This is a genomic window from Clostridium sp. JN-9 (genome assembly GCF_004103695.1).
GTDB lineage: Bacteria > Bacillota > Clostridia > Clostridiales > Clostridiaceae > JN-9.
The window spans coordinates 2216883-2233869 of the sequence record NZ_CP035280.1 but is presented as its reverse complement, the minus strand read 5'-3'; the positions used below and the strand labels follow the sequence as shown (position 1 = coordinate 2233869).

General features: G+C 33.6%; 16 protein-coding genes. 14 read left to right on the top strand and 2 right to left on the bottom strand.

Going from position 1 to position 16987, the window contains the following annotated elements:
• Nucleotides 1-48 precede the first annotated feature (48 nt).
• Nucleotides 49-435 (top strand): PqqD family protein, encoded by a 387-nt coding sequence (locus tag EQM05_RS10645; protein WP_243108048.1) that lies wholly within the window; start codon nt 49-51, stop codon nt 433-435.
• A gap of 36 nt (nt 436-471) precedes the next feature.
• Here EQM05_RS10645 and EQM05_RS10640 read toward each other — a convergent pair whose 3' ends face one another.
• Nucleotides 472-1236 (bottom strand): TSUP family transporter, encoded by a 765-nt coding sequence (locus EQM05_RS10640; RefSeq protein ID WP_128750020.1) that lies wholly within the window; start codon nt 1234-1236, stop codon nt 472-474.
• A 149-nt stretch (nt 1237-1385) separates the two neighbouring features.
• Between EQM05_RS10640 and EQM05_RS10635 the strand changes: the two genes are divergently transcribed.
• The gene (locus EQM05_RS10635; RefSeq protein WP_164917265.1) at nt 1386-2279 is read left to right on the top strand and encodes a DUF4380 domain-containing protein; all 894 of its coding nucleotides are present in this window, start codon (nt 1386-1388) and stop codon (nt 2277-2279) included.
• Between the two features lie 49 nt (nt 2280-2328).
• On the opposite strand, the gene EQM05_RS10630 is transcribed toward EQM05_RS10635, so the two are convergent.
• Complete coding sequence (locus tag EQM05_RS10630) at nt 2329-4191, bottom strand: LTA synthase family protein (RefSeq protein WP_128750018.1); 1863 nt, start codon at nt 4189-4191, stop codon at nt 2329-2331.
• A gap of 208 nt (nt 4192-4399) precedes the next feature.
• On the opposite strand from EQM05_RS10630, the gene EQM05_RS10625 reads away from it, so the two are divergent.
• From EQM05_RS10625 to EQM05_RS10570, 12 genes are all read left to right on the top strand, one after another.
• Complete coding sequence (locus tag EQM05_RS10625; RefSeq protein WP_128750017.1) at nt 4400-4813, top strand: RDD family protein; 414 nt, start codon at nt 4400-4402, stop codon at nt 4811-4813.
• Between the two features lie 76 nt (nt 4814-4889).
• A complete protein-coding gene (rlmD, locus tag EQM05_RS10620; protein WP_128750016.1) occupies nt 4890-6284 on the top strand; it encodes a 23S rRNA (uracil(1939)-C(5))-methyltransferase RlmD in 1395 nt (464 codons plus the stop codon).
• 104 nt (nt 6285-6388) lie between these two features.
• On the top strand, nt 6389-7003 hold the full coding sequence (locus EQM05_RS10615; protein ID WP_128750015.1) for a DUF6518 family protein: 615 nt from the start codon (nt 6389-6391) through the stop codon (nt 7001-7003).
• A 314-nt stretch (nt 7004-7317) separates the two neighbouring features.
• The gene (locus tag EQM05_RS10610) at nt 7318-8469 is read left to right on the top strand and encodes a hypothetical protein (RefSeq protein WP_128750014.1); all 1152 of its coding nucleotides are present in this window, start codon (nt 7318-7320) and stop codon (nt 8467-8469) included.
• A 257-nt stretch (nt 8470-8726) separates the two neighbouring features.
• On the top strand, nt 8727-9455 hold the full coding sequence (locus tag EQM05_RS10605) for a class I SAM-dependent methyltransferase (RefSeq protein WP_128750013.1): 729 nt from the start codon (nt 8727-8729) through the stop codon (nt 9453-9455).
• Between the two features lie 17 nt (nt 9456-9472).
• On the top strand, nt 9473-9931 hold the full coding sequence (locus tag EQM05_RS10600) for a hypothetical protein (protein ID WP_128750012.1): 459 nt from the start codon (nt 9473-9475) through the stop codon (nt 9929-9931).
• A 71-nt stretch (nt 9932-10002) separates the two neighbouring features.
• Nucleotides 10003-10851, top strand: coding sequence for a GIY-YIG nuclease family protein (locus tag EQM05_RS10595; RefSeq protein ID WP_128750011.1), 849 nt, complete (start codon nt 10003-10005; stop codon nt 10849-10851).
• 276 nt (nt 10852-11127) lie between these two features.
• Nucleotides 11128-11682, top strand: a complete 555-nt coding sequence (locus tag EQM05_RS10590; RefSeq protein ID WP_128750010.1) for a type III toxin-antitoxin system ToxN/AbiQ family toxin — start codon at nt 11128-11130, stop codon at nt 11680-11682.
• A 419-nt stretch (nt 11683-12101) separates the two neighbouring features.
• A complete protein-coding gene (locus EQM05_RS10585; protein WP_128750009.1) occupies nt 12102-13112 on the top strand; it encodes a hypothetical protein in 1011 nt (336 codons plus the stop codon).
• On the top strand, nt 13102-13296 hold the full coding sequence (locus tag EQM05_RS10580; RefSeq protein ID WP_128750008.1) for a hypothetical protein: 195 nt from the start codon (nt 13102-13104) through the stop codon (nt 13294-13296). The genes EQM05_RS10585 and EQM05_RS10580 overlap by 11 nt, the downstream gene beginning before the upstream one ends.
• Nucleotides 13297-13314: 18 nt before the next feature.
• Nucleotides 13315-15429, top strand: coding sequence for a PD-(D/E)XK nuclease family protein (locus EQM05_RS16220; RefSeq protein ID WP_243108047.1), 2115 nt, complete (start codon nt 13315-13317; stop codon nt 15427-15429).
• A gap of 309 nt (nt 15430-15738) precedes the next feature.
• Nucleotides 15739-16932, top strand: a complete 1194-nt coding sequence (locus EQM05_RS10570; protein WP_128750007.1) for an ATP-binding protein — start codon at nt 15739-15741, stop codon at nt 16930-16932.
• The last annotated feature ends 55 nt before the right edge of the window (nt 16933-16987 follow it).

The following is a 16987-nucleotide window of genomic DNA, read 5'->3' as shown; positions in this document are numbered from 1 at the left end:
ATATTGAAAATCAATTAAAAAGAGTATAAAATTATCTATATACATTCAATGAAAGAGAATGGTGATTTAATGAAAAAGAAACATAAGAATGAAGATAATTTTTTACTATATGTCCCAGTGAAGAAACATACGGATTGGGAAGTTAGGAGTGGAAAAGTATACCTTTTGTTTTATCATAATAAACCAATAGAAAAATTTATGAGATGGCTGGTAAAGAAGCCATATGTCAGCGATGTAGAATTGGATGACATTGGCAGTTACGTATGGAAGTCCATAGATGGAAAAATTTCAGTTTATGAAATAGGTGAAAGGCTATTAAAGGAATTTGGTAAAAAGTGTGATCCTGTTTATGATAGATTAATAATGTATCTTAGATATTTAAACAGAAAAGGCTGGGTTTATTTTGATCGTGGAAATCAGAAAAGTAGTAAGTAATTAAAAAAGTGCAGTTATTTTAAAACTGCGCTTTTTTTAACATAGAAGGTTGTACAGCATTTTTACTGCTACAGCCAGGGACATGGTTACAAAAATAGGCTTCATAAGCTTTGCACCTTTAGAGAGAACCATTTCCGTACCTATTTTAGCACCTAATATCATACATATGGCTACAGGTATTCCAATTAAATAAGATATCTGCCCATGAAAAGCAAATAAAATAAGAGAAGTTATATTGCTTACAAAATTTAATATTTTACCATTGCCTCCTGCTCTTACAAAATCAAAACCAAATATTTTTATTAAGCCGAAAATTAAGAATGAGCCGGTGCCTGGACCAAAAAAGCCATCATAAAAACCTAATGAAAAGGCTAATAGGATACCTAATATAATTTTCCCCATGCTTAAGCCAGTAAATTTATCTTCTAAGCCAATGGTTTTAGAAAATAAACTATAAATACCGACAGCAAGAATCATTATGAGGACCATTGTATAAAGATATTTTTGATCAATTTTAAGAACTATCTGCACTCCAACTGCAGCACCTAATAAAGTAAATGGGATTAAATATTTTAAAAGCTTAGAATCAGTTTTGCCGCTTTTTATAAATTTCACAGAACTTGTAAAGGATGCACAGGAAGCTGCAAATTTATTCGTACCCAATGCATAGTGAGGTGAAACCCCAACTAATAAAAAAGCTGGAAGGCTTATTAATCCTCCTCCGCCTGCAATTGAATCCACTATAGCTGCAAAAAAGCCTGCAGCACATACAAATATAAAGTTGAATACAGTATAGGTCATTACCAGCACCTTCCTCATTTTATAGGGTATATGATATAAATATTTTATCACACATTGTAATTAAAGGTAAACAGAGTTTTTATATGCTATTAGGGCAATTGAGTTAATATAATAATGCTTAGGAATATAATTAATGTATGGAGGTCAAAATGATAAATTATAATATAAGAAAAAATAAAGAAACTGAAGAAATATGCATGAGTAATGGAATAATCAATGTTATTGCGGTGCCCAAGCAGGGCGGAAGGATACTGGAATATTCCATTAATGGTTTAAATGTGCTGTACAGAAATGAAGAATTAATAGGAAAAAACAATGATATAAATAAGGAAAGAACTGCTGAAAACTGGATGAACTTCGGAGGATATAAAGGCTGGCCTGCACCACAGACAGTGTGGCAGTGGCCTCCTGTATTTGATATTGACCAAAATACATTCAGCTACGAAATAAAAAAATCTGAAAAATCAATTGAGCTGAAGCTTATCTCTCGTATATCTGAAACAAAGCCTATACAGGGCCTTCAATTTATAAGAACTATTACTTTATATGATAACAGTAGTGATATGTATGTTCAGGAAACAATAGTGAACCACAGTGAAAAGGCAGTACAGTGGGCTGTTTGGGATAATACTCAGGTTCTATCCCCTGGATTTGCTGAAATAAAACTAAACTCCAATGTGTTTACAGGGGGCATAACATTTTATCAGGATTTTGACATTCCCTCCAGTAATGCATACTCCATAAGAAAAGAAGATAGAAAAATATTAACCATAAACTGCAATAGAAAAGAAAAGTTTAAAATAGGTGTGGTTACAGACTCCGGAGAAGTAAGCTACAAATGTACAGCTTATGATAATGACATTATTTTAAAAAAGAAATTTATGTATGAAGGGCAGGTTGTATATCCTCATGGCAGCAATATTGAAGTTTATGCAGATACTACACTTCCATATGCAGAGCTTGAAATTTTAGGAGGAATGAAGAAAATTGAGCCAAATAAATCAATAAGCTTAAAAGTTAACTGGAATTTATCAATGTGGTGATTAATAAAGAAAAGGCATTCTTTCTGGAGTTTAAAAGAATGCCTTTATTTTATTTACTTTTTGTTTCTTTATCAAATTTTTTCAGTAAGTCATGCTTCATTATTTCATCAGAATATTCCAGCTGATTTAATACATTTTCTTTTTTACTTTTAAGAGCATCATTTTCTGAGATTTTACTGCCTGATTTAATATCATAATAATTTGAACTTTGAGATAAATAAAATACACTTCCATCAGTAAAGGAGCCATTCCTAAAAATCACATTTTCATTTTTAGGATTTAAAACATCCTTCCCCAAAAGAGACTTGGCAGGTAAATTGAACAAATTTGCAATGGTTGGATAAACATCCATTTCACCTGTATAAGTACTGTTTACTCCCTTGTTTGCATCCTTTGGAAAGTGGATGAACATAGGTACTTTTTGAAGTTCCATCCAGGAAAGTTCATTTGGCTTTGTTATATTTAAAAATTTATTTAGGCTTGCTTCATCACTTTTTGGTATTGCATAGTGATCTCCATATAAAACTACAACTGTATTATCAAGCAACCCCTGGCTTTCCATTTTATCAAGGAATGCACCCAACTGAGCATCTGTATAGTGAATGGCCTCTAAGTAATTGCCAAGCATAGTATTTTCATATTCGCCCACGTTAAAGTTACCGTAATTTTTTGTATCATCATAAGGAAAATGACTGCTTAGTGTAATCATAAAAGAATAGTAAGGCTGCTTTAAGCTTTTTATTTTTTCTATGGATTGATTTAAAAATTCCTTATCGCTTAATCCAAGCCCTATAGTTTCCTTTAAATTATAGTCATTTTCATTATAGAATTTATCAAACTGCATTTTTTTATACATAACATTTCTATTCCAGAAGGTTTCTCTGTAGCCATGCATTGCAGCAGTGGTATAGCCTTTTTCCTTAAAGGCCTGAGGCATGGAATTAAATGAATTACCGCAGTATAAGTAATATGCTGCGCCTGATGGAGCAGGATATAATGAGTTATTGGTCATAAACTCAGCATCTGAGGTTCCTCCTGCTGCTATCTGATAATAAAAGTTATTAAAGTACATACTTTTATTTACCCATTTATTTAAATTAGGTGTTACTTCTACTCCATTTATTTTACTGCCTATTACAAAGTTCTGCAGTGCTTCAACCTGTATCATTAATAGATTTTTGCCATTAGCATAACCCTTGTAGTTTGTACTTTTTTCGGAATTGCTTTGCAAAAATGATTTTATCTGATTTTCAGTTTTAGAAGAAACAGGTGTGCTTTTAGCTATCTGCACTGAAGCTGCGCTAAAAAGGTCAAGAGCATGATAATTTACTATACCAAGTTTTTTTACTACATAAACTCTGTTATACATGGTAGTTAACAGCCTTGGCTGTTCTTTTTCCAAGGAAATCATACTAAATGCATCAATACTTAGTCCGAAAACCAATAATACAGAAAAAAAAGCCAGCTTAATTTTAGTGGAATATTCTCTGCCTTTTTTATACTTAATGCGGTGAATAACAGGAACTATAAAAACTAAATCAGCAGCATATAATAAATCTCTAAAATCAAAAAGATTACCAACGCTGCTTTTTACAGCTCCAAGCATTATGCCGTTTTTCAGCACAGGTATGGAAATTAAATCCTTAAAATATTTGAAATATGTAATGTCGCTTATGATAAATATAGTAATTAAAACATTAAGAATAAAAAGAAATCTTGCCCTTGCTTTCTTTTTAAATAAAAAAGATATGCCTGCTAAAATTATAACCGATGAAAAAATAGGCCAGAATATATGCTTTGTAACGTCTGCGTAATTTAAATACTTTGAAAAAAATATAGATTTTATGGTTATAATAATTGTAAAAAAAAGCACATCTGATATATCTATAATATAACTTTTTATTGAATTCATTAATAAACCTCCAGAACACCCAGGTAAATAAGACACCTATTAAAAGTATAATAATAATTTGTGTATAATATTAAAAGAATATGTTAATAAATTATTACGAAACTATTAAACATCCAAAACAATACCTTATATTTTAAAATAGTATTTACATAAGTGCAATACTATAGCATAATAAAATATGATGTAAATTTGTAGGAGGTATTTAGACATGAGTGAAAATGACAATGAAAAAGGTACAAATGAAATAGAACAGGCCAAGCCGGAAAGTTCAAATAAAGAACAGGCATCAGAAAATAAAGAAGAAACTATGGAAACTTCAAATGACACAGAAGCTTTAGAGTCACTTAGCAGCATACATAGCGGCAATCTCAGATTTTCAGAAAGCTTTCTGGCTGGATTAGTTGATACAGCAGTAAATATAGCAGTTTCAGTAATATTGTTTTATTTGTTAAACTTTATACTGAAACATACAATAGGAATATATTTTCCAGATAAATCAGCTATGATACTTATTTTCTTTACAGTAATATCAGTTTTACTTCCAGCTATAATGGAAACATCTAAAAAGAAGAATACTATAGGAAAGAAGTTAAGCGGCTTAAAAACTATAAGAATTAAATAAAAATATACATCAATTAATAGCCATGCTTTAGATAAATATTTAAAACATGGCTAATTAATTATGAATGGAGATAATAATGAGAAAAGGAAATGAATATGAATTTATTATAGAACATTCTGAATTCCCAGCACTTGGGGTAGCTTATTTAGATGATTTTAAAATATATATAAAGGGAGCTATTCCTGGCCAAAAGGTCATAGCAAGGATAATTAAAAAGAAAAAAGATTATGCAGAAGCAAAAATAGTAAGTGTACTAAAGGATGTGCCTTATAAAATAGAAGCAGAATGCCCTCATTTTGGTCAGTGCGGCGGATGCACATCACAATTTATACCCTATGAAAAACAATTGGAGTTAAAAAAACAACAGGTATTAAAACTATTTAAGGATAATTTGGAAGCTGCAGTGAGCAAAGAAGAAGCAGAAGTGTTTAATAATCTGGAAATTCAGTATAGTCCGGAATTATATGAATACAGAAATAAAATGGAGTTCACCTTTGGAAACTATGAGAAGGGTGGACAGCTTAACCTTGGAATGCATGTTAAAAACAAATCCTTCAGTGTTATTACTGTAGATCACTGTAAAATTGTAGACAATGATTTTAGAAAGATTATTACTATAATAGTTAATTATTTCAGGAAAGAAAATCTGACCTTTTATAAAGTAATGAAAAAAGAAGGATATTTAAGAAATCTGGTAGTAAGAAAGGCTAAGAGCACAGGAGAGATCCTTGTGAACCTGGTCACAACCTCTCAGGTTAACTTTGATTTAAAGCCATTAACTGAATTGCTTGTAAATGCAGACTATGATGGTGTATTTAAAGGATTTATTCACACCATAAATGATAGACTGTCAGAGATTGTTCAGCCCGATGAAATTAAAGTACTGTACGGTGAAGACCACATAACAGAAGAAATACTTGGACTTAAATTTAAAATATCACCTTTTTCCTTTTTTCAGACAAATTCAAGGGGAGCTGAAAAGCTTTACTCCATTGTTAAGGATTTCATAGAGGAAAGTAAAGCCAAGGTAGTATTTGATTTATACTGCGGTACAGGAACCATAGGTCAGATTGCAGCACCTGAGGCTAAAAAGGTTATAGGCATTGAGCTCATAGAGGAGGCTGTAAAAGCTGCTAATGAGAATGCAAAGCTTAATGGATTAACTAATTGTGAATTTATAGCAGGTGATGTGGCACAGGTAATTAAAAACATCCATGAAAAACCTGATTTAATTATTTTAGATCCTCCCCGCCCAGGTGTGCATCCAAAGGCCATGGATTATGTTATTAAATTTAATGCACCTGAAATAGTATATGTGTCCTGTAACCCTAAATCACTAATGGTAGATTTAAAATCATTAAGTGAAGCAGGGTATGCCATTAAAAAGGTGGTACTTATGGATATGTTCCCGCACACACCTCACACAGAAGCAATTTGCCTGCTTGAGCATGAGAAAAGCATTGACAAATAAGGGATTTGTGCGAATTTGCAGTAACCCAAACTACGAACCTTTAAGGATATACTTTATGTCATAAAATATAAGGATACAAACAGAGATTGGATTGGAGTGATACCATGAATTTAAACACAAAAAACGTTTTTAAAGGAATATATGCCCTCTTACTTGGACTATTAATAGGTATATTGACGGCTATGGGACAGAAATACCTTCCCGGTTCATTAAACTCATTAGCAAACTCAGGTGCTATTTGGCTAATTCCAGCCTTCTTTATGGCTTCCACTGCGGAAAAAAAGCTCCCCGCAATTATGCTCTGTGCTGAAACACTGATGGTCTGTGTTATTTCCTATTATTGGGCAGAATCCATTTTTAATCAGCACACCTTTGTTTTCGGAGACTTCTACTTCTATCTCTGGCTTATATGTGCTGTAATTGCCGGTATTATTTTCGGATTTGGCGCTAATCTTTACAGACAAAAGAGTACGCATTATAATTGGGGGGCAAGCCTTCTTCCTGCCGTTTTCCTCGCGGAAGGCCTAAGCGAAATAATCCATTTATCTGAATATATGCATATGATCCCTGCGGTTATAGGAAGGATTCTATTAGGCCTGGCTCTGTACTTTATCATATATAAGAAGGCTTTTTATCAATGGAAGCCACTAATTTCATTCTGTTCATATACAGTATTGGGAGTTGCCGCATATGAGCTTCTTTATAAGTTAACAACATAAAAACGATATATTAAGAAAACATTCTTCCACAAAGGTCCCACCGGGTTCAAGCGGCATCTTTATTGACCGTTCAAGGTATGCTGAGACGGTAGTTTTGATGTCAAGAGTGAATAAGTGGGGTGACAAAAAGTCTTTATTTCAAGCCATTTCAGAGTTATAATAATTTTAAAAGCAAAGAAAAATAAGCATCAAAATGCCCTTCGGAAACAATATCTACACAGGGTATCGTTATAGTTTAGACTATAGGACTGATGTCATAGAAAAACGCGAAATTTACAAACACTGTTATAGATTTAATATTGGAGGAAACAATAATGGAAAATAAAAATGCCCTTGTTCAAGCAATGATGGATGTTGAATATTATCCTCCGTCAGAGCTTGTAAAAATGAATATCGATATGACTGAAACGCAGAAGTTCCCTATCGAGAAAGCAGCTGCACTTGGTGTAGCTTTCCAACCCTTAACACAGCTTGTAAGCTATGCAGCGGGCGGTGCTGGACAAAGTGGTTTGTATTTTGTTGATACTGCAGGAAAGACTATGTTTCAAAAAGGCGGTAAGTTTATTGGTAATCTTCAAGCAGCCAATGGCAGCGTTGGTGGTGGTCTTGCTAGAATGACGCAGGTACCACTTGATCCAACTATGCTTTGTATGGCAGTAGCTATTATGGCTGTTGAAAAGAAATTAGACGCTATCAATGAAGCGCAAAAAGAGATACTTGCCTTTTTAGAAATGAAAGAGGAAGCAAAGCTCAAGGGTAACCTTAATGCGTTAGCCGATGTTCTGAACAACTATAAATTCAATTGGGACAACAATAAATACAAAGACCACAAGCATATTTTAGTTCAGGATATTAAGCGCGAGGCCGAGCAGAGCATTATACTTTATCGTGAGCAGATTACAAAGGCATTCAGTAAAAAAGCTCTATTCCATAGCAATCAGGAAGTCAAAGCTACATTAAACAAGACAATGGCCCGATTAAACGATTATCAATTGGCGCTGTACACATTTTCCTTCTCATCATTCCTGGAGGTTATGCTTCTTGAAAATTTCGATACTAACTATTTAAACAGTATAGCAAGTAAGATTCAGGAATATTCCAGTGACTACACTGCTTTGTATGAAAAGTGCACCGAAAAAATTAAAAAGGACTCCGAGGCTTCTCTTGAAGGGTATGCCCTAAAGGGACTATCAAAACTAAGTAGTGGTGCCGGAAAGATGGTAGAGAAAATTCCTGTAATCAGTAAGTCGCAGTTTGGCGAAAATCTCCTCAAGGCTGGTGGAATTCTTCAGGATGTAGATACTAACAGAACACAAAATGTAATGCAGGTACTTGCAGATAGACAGACCAATTATATCAGTTCATTCATTGAAAACATCCATACTATAGATAATTTATACAATCAGTCAATGCAATTGATGTTTGATTCGGAAAACATCTACATTGCAAAAGCGGCTACTGCATAGGAAGGAACATAAAAATAAGTGATAGGAAAAGGAAGGTTGTAATACAAATGATTTTGGAAGCAATTAAACATACTGATTAGACATGAGAAGTCCCAAAAGCGGTAGAAATATTTTCTGGAGAAGAAAAGGAATAGGATTACAGAGATTTTGATTTGAAATGCTGTAACATGTTCTTTAAAGATAATGTTTTAAGGATGCAATATGCTTACGAGCAGTATGAATAGAAAAATGAAATTAAAATTTATTGAGGTGAGTATATGAACAATATTTATGATGATAAGCAATTTTTCGATGAGTATGCGAAGATGACGCGAAGTCAACATGGCTTATCTGGAGCGGGTGAATGGCATCAGTTCAAAGCTTTATTTCCAGACTTAAGCGGTAAAAGTGTACTTGATCTTGGATGCGGTTACGGCTGGCACTGCAAATATGCTGTGGAATGTGGTGCAAAACAAGTGCTTGGCATCGACTTAAGCGAAAAAATGATACATGAGGCAAAAGAAAAAAACAATGATCCCAAAATCATCTATAGAGTCTGCAGTCTTGACGATTATGATTATCCTGCCGATTCATTTGATTGCGTGATTTCTAATCTGGTACTTCATTACATTGCAGACATTGACGCAATTTTCAGAAAGGTATACTTAACGCTAAAGACAGATGGTATTTTTCTTCTTAACATTGAACATCCTGTCTTTACGGCAGGTGTGAAGCAGGACTGGATTTATAATTCCAGTAGTAAACCGCTGTATTGGCCTGTTGATGATTATTTTTATCCCGGAGAGCGAGTTACTCATTTTCTTGGGCAGAATGTCACGAAGCAGCATCACACACTGACGCAGATTCTGATGGGACTCATAAATGCTAGATTTCGTTTGGAAGTTGTTGAAGAAGCCATGCCAAGCGCCGATATGATGGACATTCCCGGTATGTCAGATGAAATGCGTCGCCCGATGATGTTGCTAATCAGAGCGCTGAAAAATTAAGATATTCTTTTCTTGATATGGATGAAGAAATAAAAAAGAGATTACACACGACTTTGGAAAGATTTATTCACGATTATCCATATAGTGATGAGAGATGTAAAATAAAGGGTAAAATTTTAGGCGATTTATTAGAGGAATATAAAGAGAATATTGTAATTGCAGTAAGTCCAATTTATTATGCAAGAAATTTCAACTTTCTTTTAGACTTGGAACAAGTAATTGCAATTGAATTACAAGACACAGAAGAACATATTTTTCAAAGACTTGTTTTTACTGATGATGAAGATAATATTTGCAAAGATGATATATATAAGAGTTTGCACAAAGATTATTATATAAAAGAAATACATGAAGATATTGTTTATGCAAGAAAGACTTTTAAAAAGATTGAAAATAAGTATTTTATAAATAATCAATCGGTAGATCAAGTTGTTGATGATTTGATTGTTATGATTAAAAATATATCTATGAAATAGGATAGTTGAATGGATAGGATTATTATTGGGTGGGTTGAGAAAATAGAAATAATAAATGGGAGGTTAGGTATATGGCATATTCGAAATCAATTAATATTTTTTTGCCTACTGGTTCATCAGACGGCCCTATTGAGTTAGAGATGCTTAATTGGAATGGCATGGTAATAAAATTACCGAGAAAAGAAGTTAATACATATACAGGTGCTGAACTGAACAAACCTGGTATATATTTTCTATTCTGTAACAGTGAAGAGACAGGTGAATCCGTATATGTTGGAGAGGCTGAAAACTTACTTTTAAGATTAAAACAGCACATTAATGACCATAAGAATGGCAAAGAAAAGTTCTTCTGGCAAGCTGCGGTTTGTGTTTCTGGAAAAGACCTTAATAAAGCACTTATAAGACATCTTGAAAATTATTATTGTGAGCAGGTCAAACATTCCAGTACATATAATCTTCTGACACAGAAATCATCTCCGAATATGACACTAAAGCGTGCAGAGATAGCTGCTATGCAGGAATTCTCTGATAATGTTGATATGCTTATGGGCGCAATCGGATATACAATATTGGAAAACTCGGCAGGAGCATCTGGTGAATCTTCTGATAAGACTTATTTTTATTGCAAAACTAAAGCAGGCGCTAATGCAAAAGGCTTTTATTCTGATAAGGGATTTACAGTTTTACCTGGCAGCAAGGTTGTAGAAAATTGCTCATCAAAAACATTTAAAGAAAGCAGATATAGTGACTTGCTTGATAAACTGATAAAGAATAAAATAATTGCGGACTGGGTATTTGAAAAAGAATATACTTTTTCATCTCCTTCAGCGGCGGCTGGTGTGGTTACACAAGGCTATGTTTCAGGAAACGAATACTGGATTGACGCTGATGGAAAAAAACTAAAGGATTATAATATATAATAAAAGCCAGGCTTATGAAACTGGCTTGTTAAGCAAATATTATGTGGGTAAATAAATCCATTGTTAATACTTAAGTAAAGTTAAAACTAAAATCCTTGCATAAAATTATTGAAAAATAGCTATAATAATTGTATACTTATATATATAAGTAGGTTAAACCTCAGCCGTATAAATGAGGAGTTGAAAGAGTCGGTTAAACCTCGGCCGTATAAATGAGGAGTTGAAAGACAGAAGTAGGGTAGCTTATGCTGCCCTATTATGCTATAAAGGTGATATATGGGAAATAAAATTTACATTTGTTCTGTTACTGATGACTATATTAATTATTTAAGAAAATTTGATGATACTATTAGGGAAAATAAAAATCAATCACGAAAGTTTGCTGGCGTGTTACTAGAAATAGATGAGCATAAATATTATGCACCCTTATCTTCACCAAAACCTAAGTATTTTAGGATTAGTAATAAAGCACCAGATATATTTAAAATAGATGATGGAAAATTAGGAGTTATAAATTTAAATAATATGATTCCAGTTCCAGGAACAGAAATAATAAGATTAAATATTGAAGAAGTATCAGATGAAAAATATAAAAATCTATTAAGAGATCAAGCTAAAATAATAATGATGAATCACAAGAAAATTAAGGCAAAGGCTAAGTTACTATATAGTATAGTAAATAGCGGAACTAATGAAAAGCTTATTTCAAGATGCTCTAAGTATAAACTATTGGAAACTAAATGCTGTGAATATTCATTAGTAATAGCAGATGGTAAGATAGATGTAGAAGTTGCTTCAGAATTGGACAAGCAAGTAAATGATGAAAATTAAATAAAATATTATATTAGGGTTCACTTAAGTGTGAGTCTTTTTTTATACCTTATATTTGAAATGAAACTTTGCGGATAACAATCAGGATTATTCCGTCCTTGCAGATGAGATTCATAGGCTTCGATATGCGAAAAAGGCGCTGTTTTTTAAGAATGACGGATTTGCAAGTCAAAAATACTCCTAAACAGTAAATATAAATTAGACTGCTAGTATTGGCAAATACTAATAAACACAGTATACTGGAAACAGTGAATTAGTGTATAGTGGCATAAAGCTAGATAGGAAGATTACTATTTCCATAGGTGAAGATATATTTGAAAAGTTTTGCCTTGCAATGAATCTAACAAAATCCAGATAAATAATTTTTCGCAGAATTTACAAGCTGTATTATAAAATGTAGTATAAAGGTAGGTGTGCATATGGATAATACAATTTATATTTCTCCAGATGATACTGAGATAGCTGATGTTTCAGGCTATTGTGATGATGTAGATGAATATTTTTCTTCTGTACCTGAAGTTGCGAAACCACTGCTCAAAAGTGCAAAGGTCACATTAAGCAAAATTGAAAAGATGCTCTATTCTGCACCAGCGTTTATAAATGCAGTAAAGGCGAGTATTCCGAATGAAACATTTCAAGCTGTTTTGACAGATGAGCAGAAGTCTCAAATAGCCCAAGGAGTTCTGAAGATGATGACAAAAAAAGATGGATCCTTAATGGCAAACCTTGTGAATCCGAAAACCAATAAAATAGTATCTACAATTTCACTAAAGAGTGTAAAGGTTACACCAGAAATATCTCAGGCCATGACGAGTTACGCAACTCAAATGCAGATGGCTCAAATAGCAGAACAGATTCAACTTATACAGGTTGCAGTTGAAGAAGTTCGACAAGGGCAGGAATATGATAGATTGGCTACAGCATATAGTTGCCAACAGAAATTATTGCAAGCAATGACAATAAAAAATCCAGAACTAAAAATAATGGCTTTATTGCGAATTGCTTCCGATGCAGAAGATAGCAGAAATCTTTTAATGCAAAGTCAAAACGCTAATCTGACCTTTATTAAAAACCAGCCGGAATCATTCCTGGGAAAATTCATCTCTGGTGCTGCTCCGGAAAAAGTTAATTCGAGAATGAATGAAATTCGAGAAAGCCTATATGCAGTAAATATGGTTTCGTTATCGGAGGCAATTGCTTATCAGGAAATGGGAGAAACTGAGACGGCACGGCTAAGCCTTCAGTATTATGCAGGGTATATACAAAAAACATATCTTGAAACCAAGGGATTGGTGGAGCGATTGGATTTGATAGATCCATCACCAAAGAATTATTGGTCGAAGACGCTGCCGGATATTGAAAAGAAAATTCAGGCATTACCGTTTAATGAAGAACAAAAACTTTTAGGAGGTGAACATGATGGAGATTAGGAAGTGTAAGAATAAGAAATGCCAAAGACCTCTCCCTGATGGATATAAATATAAATACTGTGAGAATTGCAGAAATGAACACGCAAAACGAGTTAAGGATGCAGGAAAAGCTGTGCTTGGTTGTGTAGGTGCTGTCGGAAGTATAGCAATTGCAGTAGTAATAAAGGGAAAAAGTGAATCCTAAAAAGTAACGATGCAATAAATGAGTAAAGAATGGAGGCGTATCACAGTGGCAGATATGGAACAGGTTCATGATTTTGCAGTAAAATGGTGCAATAAATTTCAAGACCAGAAAATCAATTACATAGAATTGATAGACCACTATATGGCAGATGATTGTGATGCACTTGGATTTAATATGGACTGTGGTAATGCCTTTTCTGAAAGATATGGAAAAGCTATCAATGATTATGAGGAACTGGATAAAGTTATTGATGATGTGAATGATATTGAACTTCTCGGCTCGGCTATCTATTCTAAGTGGAGATATTTTAACCACTGGGCATATATGGGAGAAGAAATCCTGGAATTTAAAAATCGTTCATGGGTTATCTTGGCATTGAGTCGATTGGCTATGCTTACCGGGAAAAATCCTTTCATATTTGAAGGAACACCTAAAAAAATCAGTATTGTATCCAATAATATTAGTTATGGTCCATGCCCAGAGCCTTCAGATGAAGTGGGGCAGCATATAACAATCAATGCTGAAGGACGAGTATGGTTTTCTGCATATACATTTGGAGGTGGGTTCGGTCAATATGAAAAAGATAGAACTAAGAACTATAAAATAGGAAAAGAAGCGGCAGGAAAAGTTCTAAATGCCGTTGCTGCTTATTTTAGCCAGGAATATGATGAGATTTTTGCAACCGACATCGGAGATTGGCAAATGGAACTAACCAACACAGATGATGAAACATATAAATTTAAGGGTTCCCTTTGTGCTGATTTTGAGGTCGATGGCACTGACCTTTCAGACCTTATTAGAGATTCACTTGAGATGGATGATTTATATGTATTTGACGGTAATTGTAAATCAGATAGAGTTAATCGAATCACAGTAAACCCAACACATAAGAGCCGTGAAATAATAATTAACAAAATGTATGTTGGAGCATTTTTGTCAGAAGGTGACAATATAGGCCATGAAATCATAAATCTTTATAAGGCAGATGATGGGAAAAACTATATTTATCTCAATTCACAAGGAACAATAGAATTATCTCATGGAGAAAACAAAATAACTGTTTTGCTTGTACGAAAATGTGCTTCGAAAACATATAAAGTACTAGCCAAGGCAGGGGGCATTACGATTCTTGATTTTGCCGACAGCAGACTTCCAAGGGAAGAGAGATATAAAGGACAAGTTTCATTGGGACTGACCTATGGCGGAATAAGTCTTGTAGATTTATTTAATGAAAACTCATATCACGGCAGCCTTCAAGAAGAAAAAAATGTTTATACTACCTTTGCTGCAGGTAAGGTTATTAAGCCCAAAAATCAGATATATATTACAGACGAAGCATCTGTAAGTGATGACAACACCTTTTTCATTCGTACAAATAAAGGATTTGGCAAGCAGACATTAAGGGAATTCTACAACGAAAATGAAAAGCCGGATTCTTTTGCTGATTTGAATCAGATAATTGAGAACGATGAGTTATGGGAAGATACTAATACCACACAAGCAATTTCTGAATTGCCAAAGCTTCAAAAAGATCCATATTTCAATTTCCTGAAAATAATCAGGCAGGAAGACAATGAACTTGCTTTTTCAAATATGTTTGCATACTTTTTTAATATAAATAGAAAGGCTTTTTCTCGTTTCGCAGGAGATGTTCTACACATGGTGATACAAACAGATTTTACCATTGAGAGAGAAAAGAAAAACATTGACCTGCTTATTTCTGACAAAAATAATGTGGTTGTAATAGAAAACAAAATCAAATCCAGCATCAACGGTATTGATGACCGACATGATATCTACAGTGATAAGGTACAGTCACAGCTAAAAAAATACTATCAATTTGTTACAACTGATGATGAGTATTGCAGGAAAACTGCAAGCTGCTTTATTTTTTTACCTAATTACAATCGCATTGATTTAAGTAAGTTTTCCTGCGGTGAAAAATATACTATTGTTTATTACAGGGAAATATATAATTTCTTTGTTGAAAATAGAAATCTGTTTAATGAGGTGCCTTACATTGATGATTTTATTAATGCAATGTATAAGCACACAAAGGACTATGATAATGATTTAGAGGAAGAAATGCAAAGAAGATTTCAAAATACCATTCGCAATGCAAAAAAGCGGTAGGAGGACAGGAGTTTGTGATAAGTGGTAATACTGATGTTGAAGAATGGGCGAAAAAACTGGTTACTAATGGTTTGTAAATCTTTTACAGTGGTAAAATATACGGATTTAAGAGTGAATAAAGACACCTTATTGATTTATTGAAATTAGTAGGGTGCTTTTTGTGTATAATTGAACAAAATGGCTATAATATTTAATATACTTTCTAAACAATAAAGATACAGCAAGTTTATAAGGTGCAATTTATAAACTTGACAAATACACAAATTTATACTATTATGAATTTACAAAGTCTATGAGGAGGTGTAGATAATGATAGAAAGGAAAGAATATCTTGAAGACTTGATTAGTTTTAAAGACAAAAAATTGATAAAAGTAATAACTGGAATCCGCCGCTGTGGTAAGTCAACTATGTTTGAATTGTTTCAGACTTATCTTAAAGCAAATGGTATAGAGAATGAACAAATCACAACAGTTAATCTTGAAGATGGAGATTATCGTGAAATTCGTACACCAGAAACACTATATGAATATGTAGAAAGCAAATTGATAAAGGACAAGAAGAACTATGTGTTTCTAGATGAAGTGCAGCAAGTAGAGAACTTCCAGAAGGCAGTTGACTGGCTTTATACAAAAAAAAACGTAGATTTATATATCACAGGCTCTAATGCTTTTCTGCTTTCTGGGGAACTAGCGACTTTACTTTCTGGCAGGTATGTTGAAGTAAAGATGCTACCGCTTTCGTTTAAAGAATATGTATCAGCATATCCAAATAATACTAATATGGCAGCCCTTTATATGAATTACTTGCAGAATAGTTCTTTTCCGGGAACCCTTGAATTCACAAGAAAGCAGGATATCAGAACTTATCTTGAGGGTATTTATAATACGATTTTGATTAAAGACATTGTTACAAGAAAAAAAATATCTGACCCATCTATGCTTCAAAGCGTGGTGGAATTTATGTTTGATAATATCGGGAATATGTGTTCATCTACTAAGATAGCCAATGCAATGACATCATCTGGAAGAAAAATAAGTGTCCCTACTGTGGAAAGTTATCTTTCTGCTCTTACTGACAGCTTTATCCTATATAAAGTTGGAAGATACGATATAAAGGGAAAACAATATCTTGCAACAGGTTCAAAATATTATGTGGCAGACATCGGGCTTCGTTATTTTATATTAGGAACAAGGCAGGCAGATATGGGACATATTTTGCAGAATATCGTATATCTTGAGCTTTTAAGACGAGGCTACGAAGTATATGTTGGAAAAGTTGGTGATTCCGAGGTTGATTTTACTGCCATCAATGCTGAGGGTAAAGAGTATTATCAGGTATCGCAGACGGTAATGGAGGAGCGGACGCTAAAGCGAGAACTTTCATCCCTTGATGCCATAAAGGATCATAATCCTAAGTATCTTCTTACCATGGATTACACACCGCTTACTTCTTATAATGGTATAAAGCAGATAAATGTTCTGGATTGGCTGATGAAAGAATGAGTAGAAATGTAATATTTGCATATAACCCATAAAATATGCCCCCTTCATGAAAACA